This window comes from Paraburkholderia lebeckiae (assembly GCF_050436225.1).
GTDB classification, from domain to species: domain Bacteria; phylum Pseudomonadota; class Gammaproteobacteria; order Burkholderiales; family Burkholderiaceae; genus Paraburkholderia; species Paraburkholderia tuberum.
Map to the genome: position 1 here is coordinate 1,511,870 of NZ_JBNDLU010000001.1, position 19,285 is coordinate 1,531,154.

16 protein-coding genes are annotated in these 19,285 nt (G+C 65.6%); 3 read left to right on the plus strand and 13 right to left on the minus strand.

The window, feature by feature from the left end; translation table 11 throughout:
* The first annotated feature begins 18 nt into the window (after positions 1 to 18).
* Complete coding sequence (locus tag OKW45_RS07105) at positions 19 to 204, plus strand: hypothetical protein (protein WP_184009777.1); 186 nt, start codon at positions 19 to 21, stop codon at positions 202 to 204.
* A 116-nt stretch (positions 205 to 320) separates the two neighbouring features.
* On the opposite strand, the gene OKW45_RS07110 is transcribed toward OKW45_RS07105, so the two are convergent.
* The 3 genes from OKW45_RS07110 to OKW45_RS07120 form a co-directional block, all read right to left on the minus strand.
* Complete coding sequence (locus tag OKW45_RS07110) at positions 321 to 1,304, minus strand: 2-dehydropantoate 2-reductase (protein WP_429466822.1); 984 nt, start codon at positions 1,302 to 1,304, stop codon at positions 321 to 323.
* A gap of 71 nt (positions 1,305 to 1,375) precedes the next feature.
* On the minus strand, positions 1,376 to 2,170 hold the full coding sequence (locus OKW45_RS07115; RefSeq protein WP_026226665.1) for a class II aldolase/adducin family protein: 795 nt from the start codon (positions 2,168 to 2,170) through the stop codon (positions 1,376 to 1,378).
* A gap of 98 nt (positions 2,171 to 2,268) precedes the next feature.
* Positions 2,269 to 3,468 (minus strand): amino acid aminotransferase, encoded by a 1,200-nt coding sequence (locus tag OKW45_RS07120; RefSeq protein ID WP_018425239.1) that lies wholly within the window; start codon positions 3,466 to 3,468, stop codon positions 2,269 to 2,271.
* A 192-nt stretch (positions 3,469 to 3,660) separates the two neighbouring features.
* On the opposite strand from OKW45_RS07120, the gene OKW45_RS07125 reads away from it, so the two are divergent.
* Positions 3,661 to 4,602, plus strand: coding sequence for a LysR family transcriptional regulator (locus OKW45_RS07125; RefSeq protein ID WP_429466824.1), 942 nt, complete (start codon positions 3,661 to 3,663; stop codon positions 4,600 to 4,602).
* A gap of 58 nt (positions 4,603 to 4,660) precedes the next feature.
* Here the strand turns inward: OKW45_RS07125 and OKW45_RS07130 are convergent, their stop codons facing one another.
* The 9 genes from OKW45_RS07130 to OKW45_RS07170 all read right to left on the minus strand — a co-directional run bounded on the left by OKW45_RS07130 (position 4,661) and on the right by OKW45_RS07170 (position 17,081).
* Entirely contained in the window at positions 4,661 to 5,485 is an 825-nt protein-coding gene (locus OKW45_RS07130; RefSeq protein ID WP_429466826.1) for a helix-turn-helix transcriptional regulator, read from the minus strand.
* 100 nt (positions 5,486 to 5,585) lie between these two features.
* Positions 5,586 to 6,713, minus strand: a complete 1,128-nt coding sequence (locus tag OKW45_RS07135; RefSeq protein ID WP_429466828.1) for a hybrid sensor histidine kinase/response regulator — start codon at positions 6,711 to 6,713, stop codon at positions 5,586 to 5,588.
* Between the two features lie 9 nt (positions 6,714 to 6,722).
* Entirely contained in the window at positions 6,723 to 7,367 is a 645-nt protein-coding gene (locus OKW45_RS07140) for a chemotaxis protein CheB (RefSeq protein ID WP_429466830.1), read from the minus strand.
* Positions 7,368 to 7,377: 10 nt separating this feature from the next.
* Complete coding sequence (locus OKW45_RS07145; RefSeq protein WP_429466831.1) at positions 7,378 to 8,223, minus strand: CheR family methyltransferase; 846 nt, start codon at positions 8,221 to 8,223, stop codon at positions 7,378 to 7,380.
* A 34-nt stretch (positions 8,224 to 8,257) separates the two neighbouring features.
* A complete protein-coding gene (locus tag OKW45_RS07150; protein ID WP_429469291.1) occupies positions 8,258 to 11,842 on the minus strand; it encodes a response regulator in 3,585 nt (1,194 codons plus the stop codon).
* 327 nt (positions 11,843 to 12,169) lie between these two features.
* On the minus strand, positions 12,170 to 14,290 hold the full coding sequence (katE, locus tag OKW45_RS07155) for a catalase HPII (protein ID WP_429466833.1): 2,121 nt from the start codon (positions 14,288 to 14,290) through the stop codon (positions 12,170 to 12,172).
* A 118-nt stretch (positions 14,291 to 14,408) separates the two neighbouring features.
* On the minus strand, positions 14,409 to 15,308 hold the full coding sequence (locus OKW45_RS07160) for a MipA/OmpV family protein (RefSeq protein ID WP_429466835.1): 900 nt from the start codon (positions 15,306 to 15,308) through the stop codon (positions 14,409 to 14,411).
* A 351-nt stretch (positions 15,309 to 15,659) separates the two neighbouring features.
* Positions 15,660 to 16,418 (minus strand): peptide-methionine (S)-S-oxide reductase MsrA, encoded by a 759-nt coding sequence (gene msrA / locus OKW45_RS07165; RefSeq protein WP_429466837.1) that lies wholly within the window; start codon positions 16,416 to 16,418, stop codon positions 15,660 to 15,662.
* Between the two features lie 147 nt (positions 16,419 to 16,565).
* On the minus strand, positions 16,566 to 17,081 hold the full coding sequence (locus tag OKW45_RS07170; protein WP_026226668.1) for an Lrp/AsnC family transcriptional regulator: 516 nt from the start codon (positions 17,079 to 17,081) through the stop codon (positions 16,566 to 16,568).
* A gap of 140 nt (positions 17,082 to 17,221) precedes the next feature.
* On the opposite strand from OKW45_RS07170, the gene OKW45_RS07175 reads away from it, so the two are divergent.
* Positions 17,222 to 18,238, plus strand: coding sequence for a 1-aminocyclopropane-1-carboxylate deaminase (locus tag OKW45_RS07175; RefSeq protein WP_018425251.1), 1,017 nt, complete (start codon positions 17,222 to 17,224; stop codon positions 18,236 to 18,238).
* Positions 18,239 to 18,252: 14 nt separating this feature from the next.
* Here OKW45_RS07175 and OKW45_RS07180 read toward each other — a convergent pair whose 3' ends face one another.
* Positions 18,253 to 19,164 carry a LysR family transcriptional regulator gene (locus tag OKW45_RS07180; protein WP_026226669.1) on the minus strand — a complete coding sequence of 304 codons (912 nt, stop codon included), beginning with the start codon at positions 19,162 to 19,164 and terminating at the stop codon, positions 18,253 to 18,255.
* Between the last annotated feature and the right edge of the window lie 121 nt (positions 19,165 to 19,285).

Here is a 19,285-nt window from a genome sequence, read left to right on the forward strand (position 1 = left end):
GCAAGGACCTTCGACATCATGACCGATTCCGATCTCGACCTCGTCTATACGACGCTGTGCAACACGCTGACCCACGAAGGCGAGGCGCAGGCGTCGCTGTATCTCGCGCGCCTCGCGCTCTTGTGCCTGACCGAACTCGACGACTCGCGGCGCGCGTTGTCGTTGATCGAAGCGGCGAAGCTGCCGGTTGCCGCCACGGCCTAGCGCGGGCAAAAAAACCGCCTCCCTGGAGGCGGTTCGCTAGAGGCGGTAACGGCAATGCCGCAGCAGTGCGAGGGAATTACAGCCATCACAACAAAACGGGCGCTGGCAGACCGACCTCACTGCCTCGGATACAAGCCCAACGTACTCGCATGCAGCCGCGCGAGTCCGAGCAACGCATCCGTATAGGGCGTCGGCACGCGCGTCAGTTGCCCGAGTTCGCGCACCGCGCCGACCAGCGCATCGAGTTCGACCGCCTTGCCGGCCTGCACGTCCTGCAACATCGATGTCTTCATCGCGCCGAGTTTCAGCGTGACCGCGTGACGGTCGTCGGGCGCCTGGTCGATCGGGATGCCGAAGCGCGCGCCGATTTCCTTCGCCTCCAGCATGATGTGCGTGACGAAACCGCGCACGAGTTCGTCGCCGAGGATCCGGTCGGTCGTTGCGCCGGTGATCGCGCTGACCGGGTTCATCGTCATGTTGCCCCACAGCTTGAACCACACGTCGCGCTGGATCTGCGCCGAAGCCGTTGCATGGAAGCCCGCCGCCTGCAACAGCGCGGCGAGCAGCTCGATACGCTCGCTCGGCTTGCCCGACGCCTCGCCGACGATCAGTCCGTTGCCCTGGTGATGCCGGACCACGCCGGGCGCGTCGATCAGGCAACTGGCATGCACGACGCAGCCGACCGTCTGCGCGGCGGGGATCGCGGCGGTGATCGCGCCGTCGGGATCGATCGTCTTCAGGCGCTGGCCGGCGAGTTCGCCGCCCAGGCCGTCGCAGAACCACCACGGCACCCCGTTCATCGCCGTCAGCACGATCGTCTCGGGGCCGAGCAGCGGTTTGATATGCGCGGCCACGGTCGCCATCGCCGGGCCCTTCACCGCGATCACGACGAGTTCCTGCACGCCGAGATCGGCCGGCTTGTCGCTCGCCTTCACCTGCTCGGCGTAGATCACGCCGCCTTCGATCAGCCGCAGACCATGCTGGCGCACCGCGTCGAGCGTCGCGCCGCGCGCGACCACGCTGACCCGATGGCCCGCCTGCGCGAGCTTCACTCCCATCCAGCCGCCGATCGAGCCGGCGCCGTAGATCGCTACTTTCATCGCCTGAATCCTTGCCTGTTGCTGTGATTATTGCAGCGTTGATTGTCGCGCTCTTTGACGCGTGGCTTCAATCATTGCCGGAAACTCGCATCGATCCGGTCGACCCGCCGCACCAGCGCATCGAACACGTCCTGCCCGGCGCCGTGGCGCGGATCGAACTGCAGCGCGTCGCGCGAGCAGCGAATCGCGACCTCCTCCGGCACCGGCCGAGCGCGGCCCATCGAGAACGTCGCCACCTGGACTTCGCACGCGCGATTCAGCGTCCACAGAATCGCGAAGGTCTGCGGCAACGTCCGGCCCCACGATAGCAGACCGTGGTTGCGCAGGATCACTGCCTGCCTGTCGCCGATATGCGCGAGCAGCCGCGGCCCCTCTTCCGCATGAATCGTGATGCCTTCAAAGTCGTGATACGCGATCCGGTCGTGCAACTGCGCGCTATAGAAGTTGGTCTGCTGCAGGCCCTCTTCGAGGCAGGCGACCGCGACGCCCGCCGTCGTATGCGTATGCATCACACAGTGCGCGTCGGGCAAGCCCTCGTGAATCGCCGCATGCACCACGAAGCCAGCCGGATTCACCGGATACGGCGAGCCGTCGAGCACGCGCCCCTGCGCGTCGATCTTCACCAGATTGCTCGCGGTCACTTCGCTGTAGTGCAGCCCGAACGGATTGATCAGGAACTGGCGCTCGGCGCCGCTGACGCTTTCGGGCACGCGCAGCGTGATGTGGTTGTAGATCATCTCGGTCCAACCGAGCAGATCGAAAATCCGGTAGCAGGCGGCGAGTTGCACGCGCGCCTGCCATTCGTCCGGATGCATCGCGGCCGATCTGGGCGGGCTCGCGGGTTGCGCTTCGAGGGTCGTGGCCATCGTCGGTGTCTCCATGATTGTCGTTGTGACGGCGCGCCCGTGCGCGCCGCCCATCATATTCGCGCGTGCCGCAACAGCGGCCCGAGCGCTGGACCGCTTCAGGCGCCCGACACAACCGCCGCTATCGACGACGCGACATAGTCCGCGTTACGCGCGTTCAGCCCGGCGACGCACATGCGGCCCGAGCGCAGCACGTACACCGCGTATTCGTTGCGCAGACGCTCGACCTGGCTTTCGGACAGGCCCGTATACGTGAACATGCCGCGCTGCGCGACATAGCGCGCGCGCATCACTTCATCGACGCGTCCGTCGAGCCCCGCGTGGATCACCTTGCGCATCGCCAGAATGCGCTCGCGCATCGCGCCGAGCTCGGCTTCCCACGACGCGCGCAGCGTCGCATCGGCGAGCACGTTGGCGACGAGGCGCGCGCCGTGCGTCGGCGGATTGCTGTAGTTCGCGCGCACCGCCGACATCAGCTGGCCCGCCACGCGCGCCGCTTCGTCGGCGCTCTTGCAGACCACGCTCAACGCGCCGACGCGCTCGCCGTAAAGCGAGAAATTCTTCGAGAACGAGTTCGCGACGATCAGCGCCACGTTCGCGTCGGCGAGCAGCCGCACCGGCGCGGCGTCTTCTTCGAGGCCCGCGCCGAAACCCTGGTAGGCCATGTCGACGAACGCGATCAGCTTGCGGCGCTGCAAAACCGGCACCAGTTCCGCCCATTGCGGCGGACTCAGATCGACGCCCGTCGGGTTATGGCAGCACGCGTGCAGCAGCACGATGCTCTTTTCCGGCAGCGCGTCGATTGCGGCGAGCATTTCGGCAAAGCGCAGGCCGCCCGTTTGCGCGTCGTAGTACGGATAGGTGTTGACCGTGAGGCCCGCGCCTTCGAACACCACGCGATGGTTTTCCCAGCTCGGATCGCTGATCCACATCTGCGAGCCGGGGAAGTAGCGCTTCAGGAAATCGGCGCCGACCTTCAGCGCGCCCGAGCCGCCGAGCGTTTGCAGCGTCGCGATCCGGCCTTCGGCGCGCGCCGCGCTGTTGGCGCCGAACACGAGCGCCTGCGCGGTGTCGCGATAGAGCGGCAGACCCGCCATCGGCAGATACGAGCGCGGGCCGATCGCGTCGAGCAGCGCGGTTTCGGCGCGGCGCACCGCGTCGATCACCGGCAGCTTGCCGGCGTCGTCGAAATAGATGCCGATGCTGAGGTTGACCTTGTTCGGCCGGGGGTCCAGCTGAAAGTCTTCGTTCAGGCTCAGAATCGGGTCGCCCGGATAGGCGGGAATATGGTCGAACATGACGGGTCCTTGAAGACGGCCTCTGCAGGCCTGTTGTAGCGGTCGTCCGCGCGCCTCGGGACGACAGGGCAAACCTTGAGTCTAAGCGGGTTTGCCGGGCTAAGTCGACCCGCACGAGTGTCGGTCGTCGGCGTGCCGCGCACAATCAATCGATTTTTCACGATTCGTAAGTTTTTCTTTAGAATCGATCGTATGCCTCTTACCCGCGTCTCGATCCGTCAACTCGAAGCGTTCCTCGCCATCGTCGATCTGCACAGCATCGGCGCGGCGGCGCAGCGGCTCGGGCTGACCTCGTCGGCGGTCAGCCAGCTGCTTGCCGAACTCGAAACGGAGCTCGGCTTCCGGCTGTTCGATCGCACCACGCGGCGCGTCGCGCTGTCCAGCGCGGGGCAGGACTTTCTGGCGTCGGCCGAATCGGTGCTGCGCCACGTGCGCGCAGCCGCCCAATCCGCCGACGATATCCGCAACCGCGCGGCCGGCATCGTGCGGGTCGGCGCGCCGCTCGTTATCGCGTCGACGGCGCTGCCCGCGGCGATCGCCGAATACGCGCGCGACAAGCCGAAGGTGGTCGTGCGCGTCTGCGATACCGTGGTCGAGCAACTGGTGGAGCGCGTCGAGAGCGGCGACATCGATCTCGCGATCGGCCCGGACCGGCAAAGCGGGCCGCGCGTGCGCTCCGAGCCCGCGTTCGCGAGTCCGTGGGTCATGTGGTGCTCGGCCGCGCATCCGCTCGCCGCGCGCCGCCGCGTGCAGTGGCAGCATCTGCGCGACGTGCCGATCGTCGCGACCGGCCGCGACCACGAGCGCGCGGTCGACCAGATGCTCGCCAATCTGCCGGTCGAGGCGCGCATCATTCCCGTCGATGTCGTCGACAACGTGACCACCGCGTTCGGCCTCGCCGCGCAAGGGCTGGCGGTCACGCTCGCGCCAGCCTATGTCGCACCGCTCGCGCGGACCTTCGGGCTCGTGATGAAGCGTATCGTCGATCCTGAAACGATTCGCGAGGTGTGCGTGTATCGGTCGACCGAGCGTGCGCTGTCGCCATCGGCCGACGGCTTCGCCGATTTCGTGATGCCGTGGTTGAAACGCTGGGATCGGGAGACGCAGGTCGAGGCGCGGGGTAAGCGGAGTTGAAGCGGACTCGAAGCGCGATGCGACGCGCGCTTCGGCGCGAGTTTCGACAGATGTGCAGCTAGGGCTGCATACACAACGCGAACAGTTGCCGCTGATTAGAAATCCCGAGCCGCGCGTACGCGCGCTTCTGGTACGTGACGACGCTTGCTGGCTTCACGCCCATCTGCCCGGCGATCTCGGCCGCGCTCGCGCCATCGAGCGTGCCACGCAACGCGTCGAGCTCGCGCGGCGTCAGCGTCGGACATGCGCGCCGCACGCGTGCGAGCATCGCCGCACCGGTGCCCAGCTGATGTTGCCCGTTCAGCGCGTATTGGCCCTTCGCCGCATCCGCGAACAGCGGCGCGACGCTTTCGATCCGCTCCAGTTCGCCCGGCGCGAATACGCCGTACGCGCGGTCGCGATACAGGTTGATCGACAGCCACACGCTATCCGCCGGCTGCACGAGCAACGACAGCCGGTCCGATACGTTCGGCTGCGCGTAGCAGGCCGCGCGGTACGCTTCGTTTTCGATTTCGTCGCCGCGCTGCTGATGCAGCACCAGCGCATCGCGCGAAGCGGTGCGCCGGCTGTGGTTCGATGGACCGATGATCGCGCGATTGCCGTCGAGCGCATAGAAATGCGCGGCGTAGCGTTCGGCGACGTCGCGCAGAAAATGCCCGCCGCGATGGTCGGCCGCCGACACCGTACGGGGCCGCGCGTCGAACTCATACGCGAAGATCGTGCACTGCGAGACGGGCAGCGACAACGATTCGCCAACCGTCAGCAGAATGCTCGCGGCGAGCGCGTCGGCATCCGGGTGGGAGATCGCCATGACGAGATCGGTGGCGAGCGCGGTGCTGATCTGACCGCTGCGCTGCGGTGATGCGAGGCGCCAGGAACGCATGATGGGGATTCGTGCTTGCGCTGCGTGAATTGGGTTGCGGCAAGCGTAGCACAGCGGGCACGCGGTGGCCCACCGGCGTGATCGCCGGCCTGGCGATGCTTTATCGCCGGGTAAGCGCCCCCCGCTGCAACGCCACCGTCCTCGGCAATTCGATCGTAAAGGTCGTGCCGGACTCGTCCGTGGATACGACGCTGACGTCGCCGCCATGCATGCGCGCGATCTGCTGCACGATATGCAGACCGAGCCCGAGCCCTTCGCGCGAGCGCGCGCCGTTGCCGTTCGACACGAACGCCTTGAACAGATGCGGAAACACCTCCGCCGGAATCGTGCCGCGATTGGACACCTTCAGGCGCACGCAATCCTCGGCGTCGCCGTCGACCTCCACGCCGATATCGCCCTCCGACGCCCCATGATGCAGCGCGTTGCTGACGAGATTCGACACCGCCTGCCACACGAGATCGGTATCCCACGCGCCGGCCGTATTGCCGGTGCAGGCGAACACGATCTGCTTGCCGCTCTTCTGCGATGCGAATTCGTCGATGACCGAGCGGCACAGCGTCGCGAGTTCGATCGAGCGCGGCTGCAACGGCAGACGTCCGCCTTGCAGGCGCGCGAGGTTCATCAGCTGATCGACCATCCGCGCCATGCGCAGGGAGCTGTTCTTCACGCGCGAGGCGACGGTTGCGGCCTGCTGGTCGGCGGCCGTGCGCATCAGGTATTCCGCCGACGCCAGCACCGCGCCGAGCGGCGTGCGCAGATCGTGGCTGAGCACCGCCATCAGCATCTCGTTCGCTTCGAGCATCTGGCGCGTCGTCACCAGTTGCGCGGCGAGCTGGCGCTTCTGCTGCTCCAGCTGCACGAACACGTCGACCTTCGACTGCAGGATGCGCGGATCGAACGGCTTGTACAGGAAGTCGACCGCGCCTGCCTCGTAACCGCGGAACGTGCGCGACGCGTCCTGGGCGGTCGCGGTCAGGAAAATGATCGGCACGTGCGACGTGCGCGGGCTGCCGCGCATCAGCGCGGCCAGCTCGAAGCCGTTCATGCCGGGCATATTGACGTCGAGAATCGCCAGCGCGACTTCGTGCTTGAGCAGCAGATCGAGCGCGGCGGTGCCGCAGTCGGCGACCAGCACCGCGACGTCGGGCCGCGCGAGCAAGGCTTCCAGCGCGGTGATGTTGTGGACGATGTCGTCGACGATCAGGATTTTCACAGGTGAGTTCGTCATGGCACCGGATCAGAGGGAAGTCGGCAGCGCGGCAAGGCGCTTCGCCAGGGTTGCGGGATTGTAGATCGCGTCGGCCGCGCCGCGCTCGATCGCGGCGCGCGGCATCTCCGGTGCACCGGCGCTGCCGGGGTCCTGCACCCACGCGGTGCCGCCGAGCGCGCGCACGCGTTCGAGCCCGTGCGCGCCGTCGTCGTTGGCGCCGGACAGCAGGATCGCGAGCAGCCGCTCGCCGTACACCGCGGCGGCCGATTCGAACAGCACGTCGATCGACGGCCGCGAGAAGCGCACCGCCGCGGCGGTCGACAGCGCGACCGTGCGGTCCACTTCGACGAGCATGTGATAACCGGGCGGCGCGACATACACGCGGCCCGGCAGGATCGGCTCCCCCGCATCGGGTTCGAGCACCGGCAGCGCGCAGCGATGCGCGATCGCCGGCACCAGATAGCTCGGCGAATCGGGCGGCAGATGCGCGACGATCATCACGGCTGCCGCGAAGCGCGCGGGCAGCGCGGCGAGCAGCACGTTGAACACCTCGATGCCGCCCGCCGACCCGCCGATCACGACCAGTTGATAGCCGCGCCGCGCGCGCGTCCGCGCGGCGGCGCTGGCGTCGGCGGCGTGGGTGGGCGGGGGTTGACTGGTCGAGCGTGGCATCGCGACCTCGCTAACGCTTCTGATAAATGCGTTCGGCCGGGCGAAACTCGTCGAACGCCGGGTAGTGATGTGAAAACCGCAGGGTTTCCTTGCTGCCCAGGCCGAGAAAGCCGCGCCGCACCAGTGCGTTCTCGAACAGCCCCAACGCGCGATCCTGCAAGCCGCGATCGAAATAGATCAGCACGTTGCGGCACGACACCAGATGCGCTTCGAGGAACACTTCGTCGGTGGACAGGCTGTGATCGGCGAACACCACGCGCTCTTTCAGCGAGCCGGCAAAGCGCGCGCCGCCATACGCTGCATGATAGTAGTCCGACAGCGAACGCGTGCCGCCCGCCGCCAGATAGTTCTGCGTGAAGCCCTGGATGCGTTCGAGCGCGTAGATGCCCGCCTCCGCGCGCGCGAGCGCGTCGGGGTTGATGTCGGTCGCGTAGAACAGCGTGCGCTCGGTGAGACCCTCCTCGTCGAACAGGATCTTCAGCGACCAGAGCTCCTCGCCGGTGCCGCATCCGGCGACCCACACCTTGATCGACGGATAGGTGCGCAAACGCGGCAGCACGTGCTCGCGCAGCGCGAGGAAATACGACGGATCGCGAAACATGTCGCTGACCTGCACGGTCAGGTAGCGGAACAGCCGCGAAAACTCGTAGCCGTCGCGCATGATGCGGTCCTGCAATTGCGACAGCGTCTCCACGTTGAATTCATCGAGCGCCTGCGTGAGGCGGCGGCGCAGCGACGACATCGCGTAGTGGCGAAAGTCGTGCTGATACTTCAGATAGATCGCCTCGAGCAGCAGCCGCAGCTCGATGTCGAAATCGCTGATGCGGTGCGGTACCTCAGATGCGGACGGTTTCATCGCGTTTCTCGCTTCCGTGCCAACGCTCGCGCCGTCAGCGCTGCCGCAGCCACACGCGGCACAGCGCGACGAGCTTGTCGACGTCGATCGGTTTCGACACGTAGTCGTCGGCACCCGCTTCGAGGCAGCGCGTGCGATCGTTCGCCATCGCCTTCGCGGTCAGCGCGATGATCGGCAGATGCGCGAAGCGCGGATTGCGGCGAATCTCGCCCATCGCGGTCAGGCCGTCCATCTCGGGCATCATGATGTCCATCAGCACCAGATGCACTTCCGGCCCGTTCTGCAGTTCGTCGAGCGCCTCGCGGCCGTTGCGCGCGATCAGCAGTTTCGCGCCGAGCGGCTCCAGCACGTGCGACAGCGCGAAGATGTTGCGCACGTCGTCTTCGGCGAGCAGGATCGTGCGGCCCTCGAACGCATTGTCGCGTTGCCGCACGGTGCGCAGCATGCGCTGCTGCTCCGGCGCGAGCGACGACTCGACGCTATGCAGAAACAGCGTGACTTCATCGAGCAGACGCTCCGGCGATTTTGCGCCCTTGATGATGATCGACTTCGAGTAGCGGCGCAGCCGGTGCTCCTCTTCGTCGGACAGCATGCGGCCCGTGTAGACGATCACCGGCAGCGATGCATGCGCGCTGTTCGCGGCGAGCCGTTCGAGCAGATCGTAGCCGGTGCCGTCCGGCAGCGCGAGATCGGTGACGACGCAGTCGAACGTCAGCGCCGACAGTTGCTCGAACGCCTCGGCGAGCGTCGCGACCGCGACGATCTCGGTGTTCTCGCTTTGCAGCAGCGCGCGGATGCTTTCGCGCATCGGCGCGTCGTCCTCGATCACCAGCACGCGCTTCAGGCGCTGTTGCAGCCGCGCTTCGAGGCGGCGGATCGCGGCCTCCATCGTCGAGCGCGCGGTCGGCTTCAGCGTGTAGCCAATCGCGCCGAGATGCAGCGCCTTGTCGGCGTGATCGGTGGCCGACACGATATGGATCGGAATGTGGCGAGTCAGCGGGTCGTTCTTCAGCCATTCGAGCACCGTGAGGCCCGAGCGGTCCGGCAGACCGACGTCGAGCAGCACCGCGGCCGGCCGCATGTCGCGCACCAGCGCGAGGCCGCTCGCGGCATCGCTCGCGTGCACGAAGTCGAAGTCGAGTTCGTGCACGAGATCGCGCAGAATCGCAGCGAACGGCGGATCGTCTTCGACCGCGACGATCAGACGGCCCGCGCGGGTGCGATTGTCGCGATCGTCGGCTATCGACGTGGCGGCGGGCTCGGCGGTGCCGGGCAGCATGGCTTCGCGCGACGCGGTGGGCGGCGCCCAGCTTGCCAGACCATTCGCTGGCGAGATCACCGCGGCGGGCGCGGCGTCGAGCGGCGGGCGCAGCAACGGCGCTTCCGCCGTCGTCTGCGCGCCCATGCCCGCGTTCAGCGCGTTCGGCGCGGCGACGCTCGTCGTCGCGCCGTCCGCGCTCGCGCGCGCCTCGCGCGCATCGAGCGGCAGCCACAGCGAAAACACGCTGCCCTTGCCCACTTCGCTCGCCACCGTGATGCGCCCGCCCAGCAACCGCGAGAACTCGCGCGAAATCGACAGCCCGAGGCCGCTGCCCCCATATTGACGGCTCGTCGAGCCATCGGCCTGCTGGAACGCCTCGAAGATCATGTCGAGCTTGTCGGCCGGAATACCGATGCCCGAATCGCGCACGTCGAAGCGCAGCACGTTGTCCTCGACCTTGGCGACCTCTAGCGTGACCTCGCCGCTCTCGGTGAACTTCACCGCGTTCGACAGCAGGTTGCGCAGGATCTGCGCGAGCCGCTGGCCATCGGTGACGAACGTATCGGGCGTGCCCGGCAACTTGTCGAAGGCGAGACGCAAGTGCTTGGTCGCCGCGATCGGACGAACCATTTCTTCGAGCGATTGCAGCGTCGCCTCGATCGACACCGTTTCGGGCTCGACCGTCAGTTGACCCGCCTCGACCTTAGACAGGTCGAGAATCTCGTTGATCAGCACGAGCAGATCGCTGTTCGACGCGTAGATCGTTTCCGCGTAGCGCACCTGCTCGTCGGTCAGATTGCCGCTGCGATTCTGCTGCAGCAGCTTCGCTAGAATCAGCGAGCTGTTCAGCGGCGTGCGCAATTCGTGCGACATGTTCGCGAGGAACTCGGACTTGTAGCGGCTCGACTGTTCGAGGCGCTCCGCGTTGGCCGCCAGATCGTTCTGCGCGCGCAGCAGATCCGATTTCTGCCGCTCCAGCCGGTGCGCGTATTCCTCGAGTTGCACGTTGGTCTGTTCGAGCTCGGCCTGCTGCGCTTCGAGGCGCCGTTGCGATTCCAACAGCGCGCGGCCGCGTTCCTCGAGCCCTTCGTTGGAGACCCGCAACTCCTCCTGCTGGACCTGCAACTCCTCGTTCAACTGCTGCGTCTCGGCGAGCGCATCCTGCAGGCGTTCGCGATACAGCGCCGCCTCGAGAAAATCGCCCATGCTGTGGCGGATCAGCTCCATGAACTCTTCGTCGCGCGGCGTCACCTCGCGCAGGAAGCCCATTTCGACGACGCCGTTGACCTGGCCATCGTTGTCGATCGGCAGGATCAGGAGATTGCGCGGCGCGCCGCTGCCCGTCGCCGACACGACCCGCACGTAATCGGCCGGCACGTCGCGCAGCACCAGCGTGCGGCGCGAGCGCGCGGCCTGGCCGACCAGCGTTTCACCCTCCTCGAAACTCAGAGCGGCCGTCTGCTCACTGTCACGGCTATATCCGTACGCGGCGATGCGGCGCAGCGTGCCGCTCTGCCTGTCGCGCACGTACAGCGCGGCGACGACCGCATCGAGATATTGGGCGAGAAACTCGAGCATCGCGCGGCCGACGAGCGGCGCGCTCGTCTGGCCGACGACCTTGTCCGCGAGCAGGCGCTGGCCCGAGCGCAACCAGACCTGCTGCTCGAGCAGCGCGGTCTGTTCGCCCTGGCGGCGCAGCACGTCGTCGTAGGTCCCGGACAGGTCCAGCAGTTCGCGACGGCCTCGCCACGCTAGCAGGCCGCTGACGACGAGGCTGAACAGCAGGAACACGCCGAGCAGCGTCGCCGTCACGTTGCGCGTCGCTTCGATGCGCTGCTGGCGCAAGCGCAATTCGACGTCGAGAAAATCGCCGAATTCGCGGCGCGTTTGGTCGAATTCGAGCTTGCCGCGCCCCGCTGCGATCGCGCTCTCATAGTCCTGGTTGCGGCGGCGCGCGTCGATGATCTGTTCGGCGAAGCGGCTCCAACGCTCCTGCAAGGCCTCGATCTGCTTGAGCCGCTCGATTTGCGGCGGGTTGTCGGCGACCTGCTTTTTCAACGCTTCGAGCTGTGCCTTGAATTTCGGGCCGCCGTTTTCATACGGCGCGAGGAAACTCTCGTTACCGGTGATCAGAAAGCCGCGCATCGACGATTGGCGATCCACCGCGAGCCGCAGCATTTCGTTGGCGTCGCCGATCACGCGCTCGGAGTGCTCGGCCCAGGTCATCGTCGACACGAGATACGCGATCAAGCCGACGAACAGCGCCATCGTGACGAGGCCGACGCCCAGAGGCAGCGCGATATTGCGGCGAAGGATGCGGCGGAAACGGAGTTGATCGACGGCCTGCGATGCGGTCATTTTTTCTGTAAGTGGCATGGCGAATCGGGTCGATGCGGAACGTTTTTCGGGTCTGCGCACGGTGTTGAGTGCCGCGATGCGACCGCTGTCATCATACAAGGACCACCCGCATCTCGTAACGGGAGTGCGCTCGTTGAGCCCTGCTGGGCACGGCGCGGCTCCCTTCGCACGATTCGTCGAGCGCGACGCGGAATGCAAAAAGAATCCGGCCGGCTAACACCGGCCAGATTCCTGTATCGACGCGCATCGACGCGCCGCGTTTCAGCTACGCTCAGCACCGTTCAGCGGCTAACGCGGCAGCGCGTCAGCGCAACCGGCTCGGCCCGCTCAGGCCGGCACCGATTCCGCCTGCGCCGCGCGCGACCACACGCGATGCTGTCCGGCGGCCTTGATGAACGCCTTCAACACGTCGGCGGACTGCGAGTCCTCGCCGGTCGCGACGCCGTCCGGCTGCGCGGGCAACTGCGCGGCCGCGAGCAGGTCGCGCCCCGCGCCGAGCGCCGCGATCGCCTTCAGATGCTTGAACGCTTCGAGCACGAAGTGCCGCGCATCGCCCGATTGCGACAGTGCCTTCGCCCCCTTCTCGCCGCCGACGACGATCACCGCGTCGAACATCACCGATGGCAGCCCGGCGATCGTCGCGTCGGGCGCGAGGCCATCGATCTCGGCGAGCGTCGGCGCGATCAGCATCGGCGTCGCGCCTTCGCCCGTGAGCGCCTGCTGCAACTGTTTGATCGCCGCGCCATCGGAGCCGGGTGCGGCGAGCAGCGCGATCTTGCGAGTCTTGATGCCGGGCTTCACGCGATTGAGCAGACTCAACGCCGGCGACGTCTTCGGCCCGACGAGTTTCGCCGTGCCCTGTTTCGGCGCCGGCAAGCCGAGTCCTTCGGCGACCTTCGCGGCGAGATCGGCGTCGAAGTTCGCGAGAATCTCGTTGACCTGGCGCGCGCGAATTTCGGGCTTAGTCACCTTGCCGAGCTCGAACTGATAGGCCGCCGCGATATGGTCTTTTTCCGGCTGCGACATGCTGTTGTAGAACAACGCGGCCTGCGAGAAATGATCGGCAAACGAGTCGCTGCGCACCCGAATCTTCGTGCTCTCGACGCGTTCCTGATAGCTGTCGAAGCCGCCATCTTCGGCGGCTGGATCGGTTTCCTTCGGCCAGCCCTCGTTCAGCGAGTTCGGCTCGTACGACGCCTGGCCGACATGGATCGCCTGCCGATGCATCGCATCGCGCTGATTGTTGACGGATGGACAGACCGGCCGGTTGATCGGAATCTCGTGAAAGTTCGGGCCACCGAGGCGGCTGATCTGAGTGTCCGTGTACGAAAACAAACGCCCCTGCAGCAACGGATCGTTGGTGAAATCGATGCCCGGCACGATATGCCCCGGATGGAACGCGGCCTGTTCGGTCTCGGCGAAGAAGTTGTCCGGATTGCGATTGAGCGTCATCTTGCCGATGATTTTCACCGGCACCAGCTCTTCCGGAATCAGCTTGGTCGGATCGAGCAGGTCGAAATCGAACTTGTGCTCGTCGGCTTCCTCGACGATCTGCACGCCCAGTTCGTACTCCGGATAATCGCCGCGCTCGATCGCTTCCCATAGGTCGCGCCGGTGAAAGTCCGGGTCCTTGCCCGCGAGCTTCTGCGCTTCGTCCCACAGCAGCGAATACGAGCCGAGCACGGGACGCCAGTGGAACTTGACGAAACGAGCTTTGCCCTGCGCATTGACGAAGCGGAACGTGTGAACGCCGAAGCCTTCCATCGTCCGGAAGCTGCGCGGAATCGCGCGGTCCGACATCGTCCACAGCACCATGTGCGCCGATTCGGGCACGAGCGAGACGAAGTCCCAGAACGTGTCGTGCGCGGACCCGCCGGTCGGCATTTCGTTCGGTGCTTCCGGTTTCACCGCGTGCACGAAGTCAGGAAACTTGATCGCGTCCTGAATGAAGAACACCGGCATGTTGTTGCCGACCAGATCGAGATTGCCTTCCTGCGTGTAGAACTTCGTCGCGAAGCCGCGCACGTCGCGCACGGTGTCGGCGGAGCCGCGCGGACCTTGCACGGTCGAGAAACGCACATAGACCGGCGTTTCGGCGGCCGGGTCCTGCAAAAACGCGGCCTTGGTGTACTCGCGCATCGATTCGTAGACCTTGAAGACACCATGCGCGGCCGAGCCACGCGCGTGCACGATCCGTTCGGGAATGCGCTCGTGGTCGAAGTGCGTGATCTTTTCACGCATGATGAAATCTTCGAGCAGCGATGGACCGCGCGGTCCCGCTCGCAACGTGTTCTGGTTGTCGGCAATCTTGACGCCCTGATTGGTCCTCAGGGCCTGGCCTTGCGGCTTCACGCGATTGCGTTCGAGATCGTTCGATTTCGCGTCGTTCGACTGCGCTGCCCCGTTTGCCTGGGCCGCGGGCTTCTGGGTGTTCGCTTTACCTGCCATGGGGATCACTCCTTCTGTTCGGGCGCGCGGCGACGGAGGCGTCGCGGCGCACGATCACGGAGTCAGCAAGGGCTATACCCACGAAGTCACGGCGCAGTGGCTGCGACGCGGCGGTGCGTCAGAACCGGTAGTTGATCGATACGTCGGCGACGCCGTTCGCGCGGCTGCGCGTGATCGGACTGTTGCCCGCGCTGCCGACGAGTTGCTCGAACGCGCCGTCGGCGGTCGCGAACCAGTGCTTGCTGAACAGCCAGATCGCGCTGACGCCGAAACCCACCGACTTGAAGCCCGCGCTCGCGTGATACTGCGGATACTGCGAGTGCGCGGCCTGTTCCTGATTGACGCCGAACCAGCTATTCATGTAATTGGAGTCCGCGAGCACCACGTTCGGGCCGGCGAACCAGAAGAACTGCTTGGTGCTGCCGGGCATCGGCATATAGGCGCCGAGATCGCCGATCCAGCCGTTCGATCCGCCGAAATAGCGGCGGATATCGGCGCGCAGGACGAGCGGAAAATCCTTCGACACGACGTACTCGCCCGAAAGCTTCAGACCGGGCGCCGGGTTGATGTTGCCGAGCCCGTTGAGTTCCTGCGGATCGTCCTGGCCGCGTCGCCCGAGGTCGTAGACCGCGGCGAGACTCATGCGCCAGTTCTCGCCCTGCGCGAAATTCACGCCGAAGCCTTCGCCGCTCGACAGAAAGAACAGATCCTTGTAGCGCACGTCGATGCTCGGGCCGGTCACCAGGTGATAGCGGTCCGATCCTTCGAAGCGCGGCTGGAACGATGTGGCCACGCCGAAGCGCAGTTGCCAGTCGGGAATGTTCGGCTGCCACATCTTCTGCAGCGGAATGCCCACCGAATATTGCCATTCGCCGAGCGGCGACGGCGTCTGCGCGAAGACCACACCCGGCACGCAGGCCATCGCACCCAAGGTCGCGGCGACGAGCGAGCTCGCCGCGATGCCGGTTCGTTTATGGCGAGGCATGGCGCCCCGCTTCTTTCTACGGCTGTTCACCACCGGAAGCCTCCAATTTCGCTCGTCGCGATGAGGTTAGGTTGTCGCCCGGGGTCCAGCGCGGACCCAAAAACGCGGACGACCGCCGCGCTGTTACTTACGGCGTGTAATTTTTCCAATCAATGAAGCGGGCAGCGCGATGTGCACGAGGCGCGGCGCATGACCCACGCGCTAGCGTGGTGGCCACTGCGCATAGTCCTTGCGCGCCGCGGTGACGCGGACAATGGCCAACGGCACATTGCTTCGCAAGATATGCGCCAACTCTGTGGAAGATTGATGACGAGCGCGACCCAAGGCGTAATCCGAAGACGGTCCGGCGCTGTGGCGGCGCCGCTGGCGCCGCCGTTCGGGGGGTTATTGCCCTGCTTCGACGAGCACCGGCTTGTCGCGATACAGGTTCGGGAACAAGCGTTTCAGGTTGGCGATTTTCGGCATGTCATTGAACACGATGTAGGCCGAATCGGGATGCAACGTCAAATAGTTCTGGTGATACGACTCTGCCGGATAGAAGCCCTTGTACGGCTCCGTCTTCGTGACGATCGGCGCGGGGAACACGTGCGACTTGTCGAGCTGCGCAATGTAGCTTTGCGCGACATGCCGTTGCGCGTCGTTCAGTGGAAAGATCGCGGAGCGGTATTGCGTGCCGCTGTCGGGCCCCTGACGATTCAGCTCGGTCGGGTCCTGAACCACCGAGAAATACACCTGCAGCAACTGGCCGTAGGTGACCTTGCCAGGATCGAACGTGACCTGCACCGATTCGGCGTGCCCCGTCTCGCCGCCGCTGACGGTCTCGTACTGCGCGGTGTCGCGTGAGCCGCCCGAGTAGCCGGACACCGCCCGCGTGACACCGCGCACATGCTGGAACACCCCCTGGACGCCCCAGAAACAGCCACCCGCGAACACCGCGGTTTCCTCGTGCGCGGTGCTGGCCGGGATCGGTTCGTCGAGCGCGGGGGGCGCGATCACGACCGCGTTCTCCGCCGCGAACGCGACGCGCTGCGCGAGCGGCAATGCAAGCGCGGCCGCGCCTAGCAGCAACGACAACGCGGCCGCGCGTGAGCGTTTCGAGATGCCGCCGAACGATGTAAGGAATTGCGGTCTGTTGCGAGTCATGATGGTCGCTCCGGAAAAGTGCCGGCGCCCGCCCGCGTTGGCACGGTGCTGCCACGGCCGCATGCGGGTGCGCCGAAGCTTGGTCGCGCGGGCTCGGCATTTATGACAGCATGCGCGCTTTCGCGGCCGGCGGCGCGGCCGCGCGGCTCACAGCGGAAATTTCGTGGTCGACAGGATTTCCTTCAGCACCATGAATGAGCGAATCTGCCGTACGCCCGGCAGATACAGCAACTGCTCGGCGTGCAGTCGATTGAAGCTGTCGCTGTCGCGCGTGCGGATCACCATGAAATAGTCGAACTCGCCGGTCACCACGTGGCACTCCATGCAGCCGGCCACCTTCTGCGCGGCCTTCTCGAACTCGGCGAACGACTCGGGCGTCGAGCGATCCAGAACCACGCCGATGATCACGAGCATGCCCGCGCCGGCCGCCTTTGGATCGAGCAGCGCGACCACGCCGCGAATCAGCCCCGATTCCTTCAAGCGTTCGACGCGCCGCAAACACGCCGGCGCGCTCAGCTTCACTTTCGCGGCGAGCGCCACGTTCGAAATCGACGCGTCGGTTTGCAACTGCCGCAGGATCGCGCGATCGATGCGATCGAGCGGGTGGTGAATCGCGCCGATGCCCGAAGGTGGCGCTCCAGCACGAACTTTCGTTGCGCTCATGACCATGTATGCGAAGTTTTATTAGGAAGCGGACATTCTTTGATTTCGAAAAATACGTCCAGGAGATTTTTTTCGCAAGCTCATTTCTGGCGGTTTTTCCTAACATGAACTCATGGAAATCACCCCACCACGGAGCCGCGATGAACCTGCAACGATTCCCCCGCTACCCGCTCACCTTCGGACCGACGCCAATTCAACCGCTCAAGCGTCTGAGCGAACATCTCGGCGGCAAGGTCGAGCTTTATGCGAAGCGCGAGGACTGCAATAGCGGCCTCGCGTTCGGCGGCAACAAGACCCGCAAGCTCGAGTATCTGATCCCCGACGCGCTCGCGCAGGGCTGCGACACGCTCGTGTCGATCGGCGGCATCCAGTCGAACCAGACGCGCCAGGTCGCGGCGGTTGCCGCGCATTTGGGCCTGAAGTGCGTGCTCGTGCAGGAGAACTGGGTCAACTACTCGGATGCGGTGTATGACCGCGTCGGCAACATCCAGATGTCGCGCATGATGGGCGCCGACGTGCGGCTCGTGCCGGACGGCTTCGACATCGGCTTTCGCAAGAGCTGGGAAGACGCGCTCGACAGCGTGCGCGCGGCCGGCGGCAAGCCGTACGCGATTCCGGCCGGCTGCTCGGACCATCCGCTCGGCGGCCTCGGCTTCGTCGGCTTTGCCGAAGAGGTGCGTCAGCAGGAAGCCGAACTAGGCTTCAGGTTCGACTACATCGTCGTGTGCTCGGTGACGGGCAGCACGCAGGCTGGCATGGTCGTCGGTTTCGCCGCCGACGGCCGCGCCGATCGGGTGATCGGCATCGACGCATCGGCGAAACCGGCGCAGACACGCGAGCAGATCATGCGCATCGCGAAGCGGACCGCCGAGAGCGTCGAACTGGGCCGCGACATCACCGCGAAGGACATCGTGCTCGACGAGCGCTACGGCGGCCCGGAATACGGTCTGCCGAACGACGGCACGCTCGAGGCGATCCGTCTGTGCGCGCGGCTCGAAGGCATGCTGACCGATCCGGTGTACGAAGGTAAGTCGATGCACGGCATGATCGACAAGGTGCGTAACGGCGAATTTCCAGCCGGCTCGCGCGTGCTGTATGCGCACCTGGGCGGCGTGCCGGCGTTGAGCGCGTACAGCTTTATCTTCCGCGACGGTTGATGCGGTTTAGGCGATTAGCCGACGGGCGTCCGCGGTTCGGTCGCGAGCTTCTTCCTCAGATGCTTGCGCAGAAATTCGACGAACGCCCGGATCGTGACCGAGCTTTGCCGATGCTGCGGATACACGGCATAGACGCCCGTCGCCGACGGCAGGAACGCTTCGAGCACGGGCACGAGTTGTCCGCTTGCGAGCGCATCGGCGACGATGAAATCCGGTAGCCGAACGATTCCAAGTCCCGCGACGGCCGCATCGCGAATCAGATCGCCGTTATTGGCGCGTAACGGCCCCCGCACCTCGACGCTCTTCACCACGCCCTCGACGCTGAAGTCCCAGCTCACCGCGCCGCCATGGCCGTACAGCAGACATTCGTGGTTCGCGAGATCGCCAGGCACGGCCGGGCTGCCACGCCGACGCAAATAACCGGGGCTGCAGCACGCGACCATCTTCACATCGATCAGCTTTTGCGCGATCAGCGACGAATCCGCCAGCGTGCCGATACGGATCGCCATGTCGAAGCCTTCGCCGACCACATCGACGGCGCGGTCGCTCAGTTCCATGTCGAACCGCACGTCGCGATGCTCGCGCAGAAACGCCGCGACGAGCGGCGACAGATGCATCATGCCGAACGACATCGGCGCGCTCACGCGTAGCAGCCCGCGCGGCCCGGCGCGGCGCAGTGACATGGCCTGCTCGGCGTCCTCGACCTCGCCGAGGATGCGCTTCGCGCGCTCGTAGAACTCCTGACCCAGATCGGTCACCGCCAGCTTGCGCGTGTTGCGGATCAGCAGTTGCACACCGAGCGCTTCCTCGAGCGCCATCACACGGCGGCTCACGAACTGTTTCGACAGCGACAGCCGGTTCGCCGCGGCGGTGAAATTGTGGGCGTCGACGGTCGCGACGAAGATGCGCATGTCATCGAGTTGCATCGTATTGTCCACTCCAATGCGACAGTGTTTCCGGTTTTACCATGATTATAGCCATCCTGATTGACCTACACTGTCGTTCATGGATCGCAGCCAAACATCTGGCCCGGATCGCACGACAAAA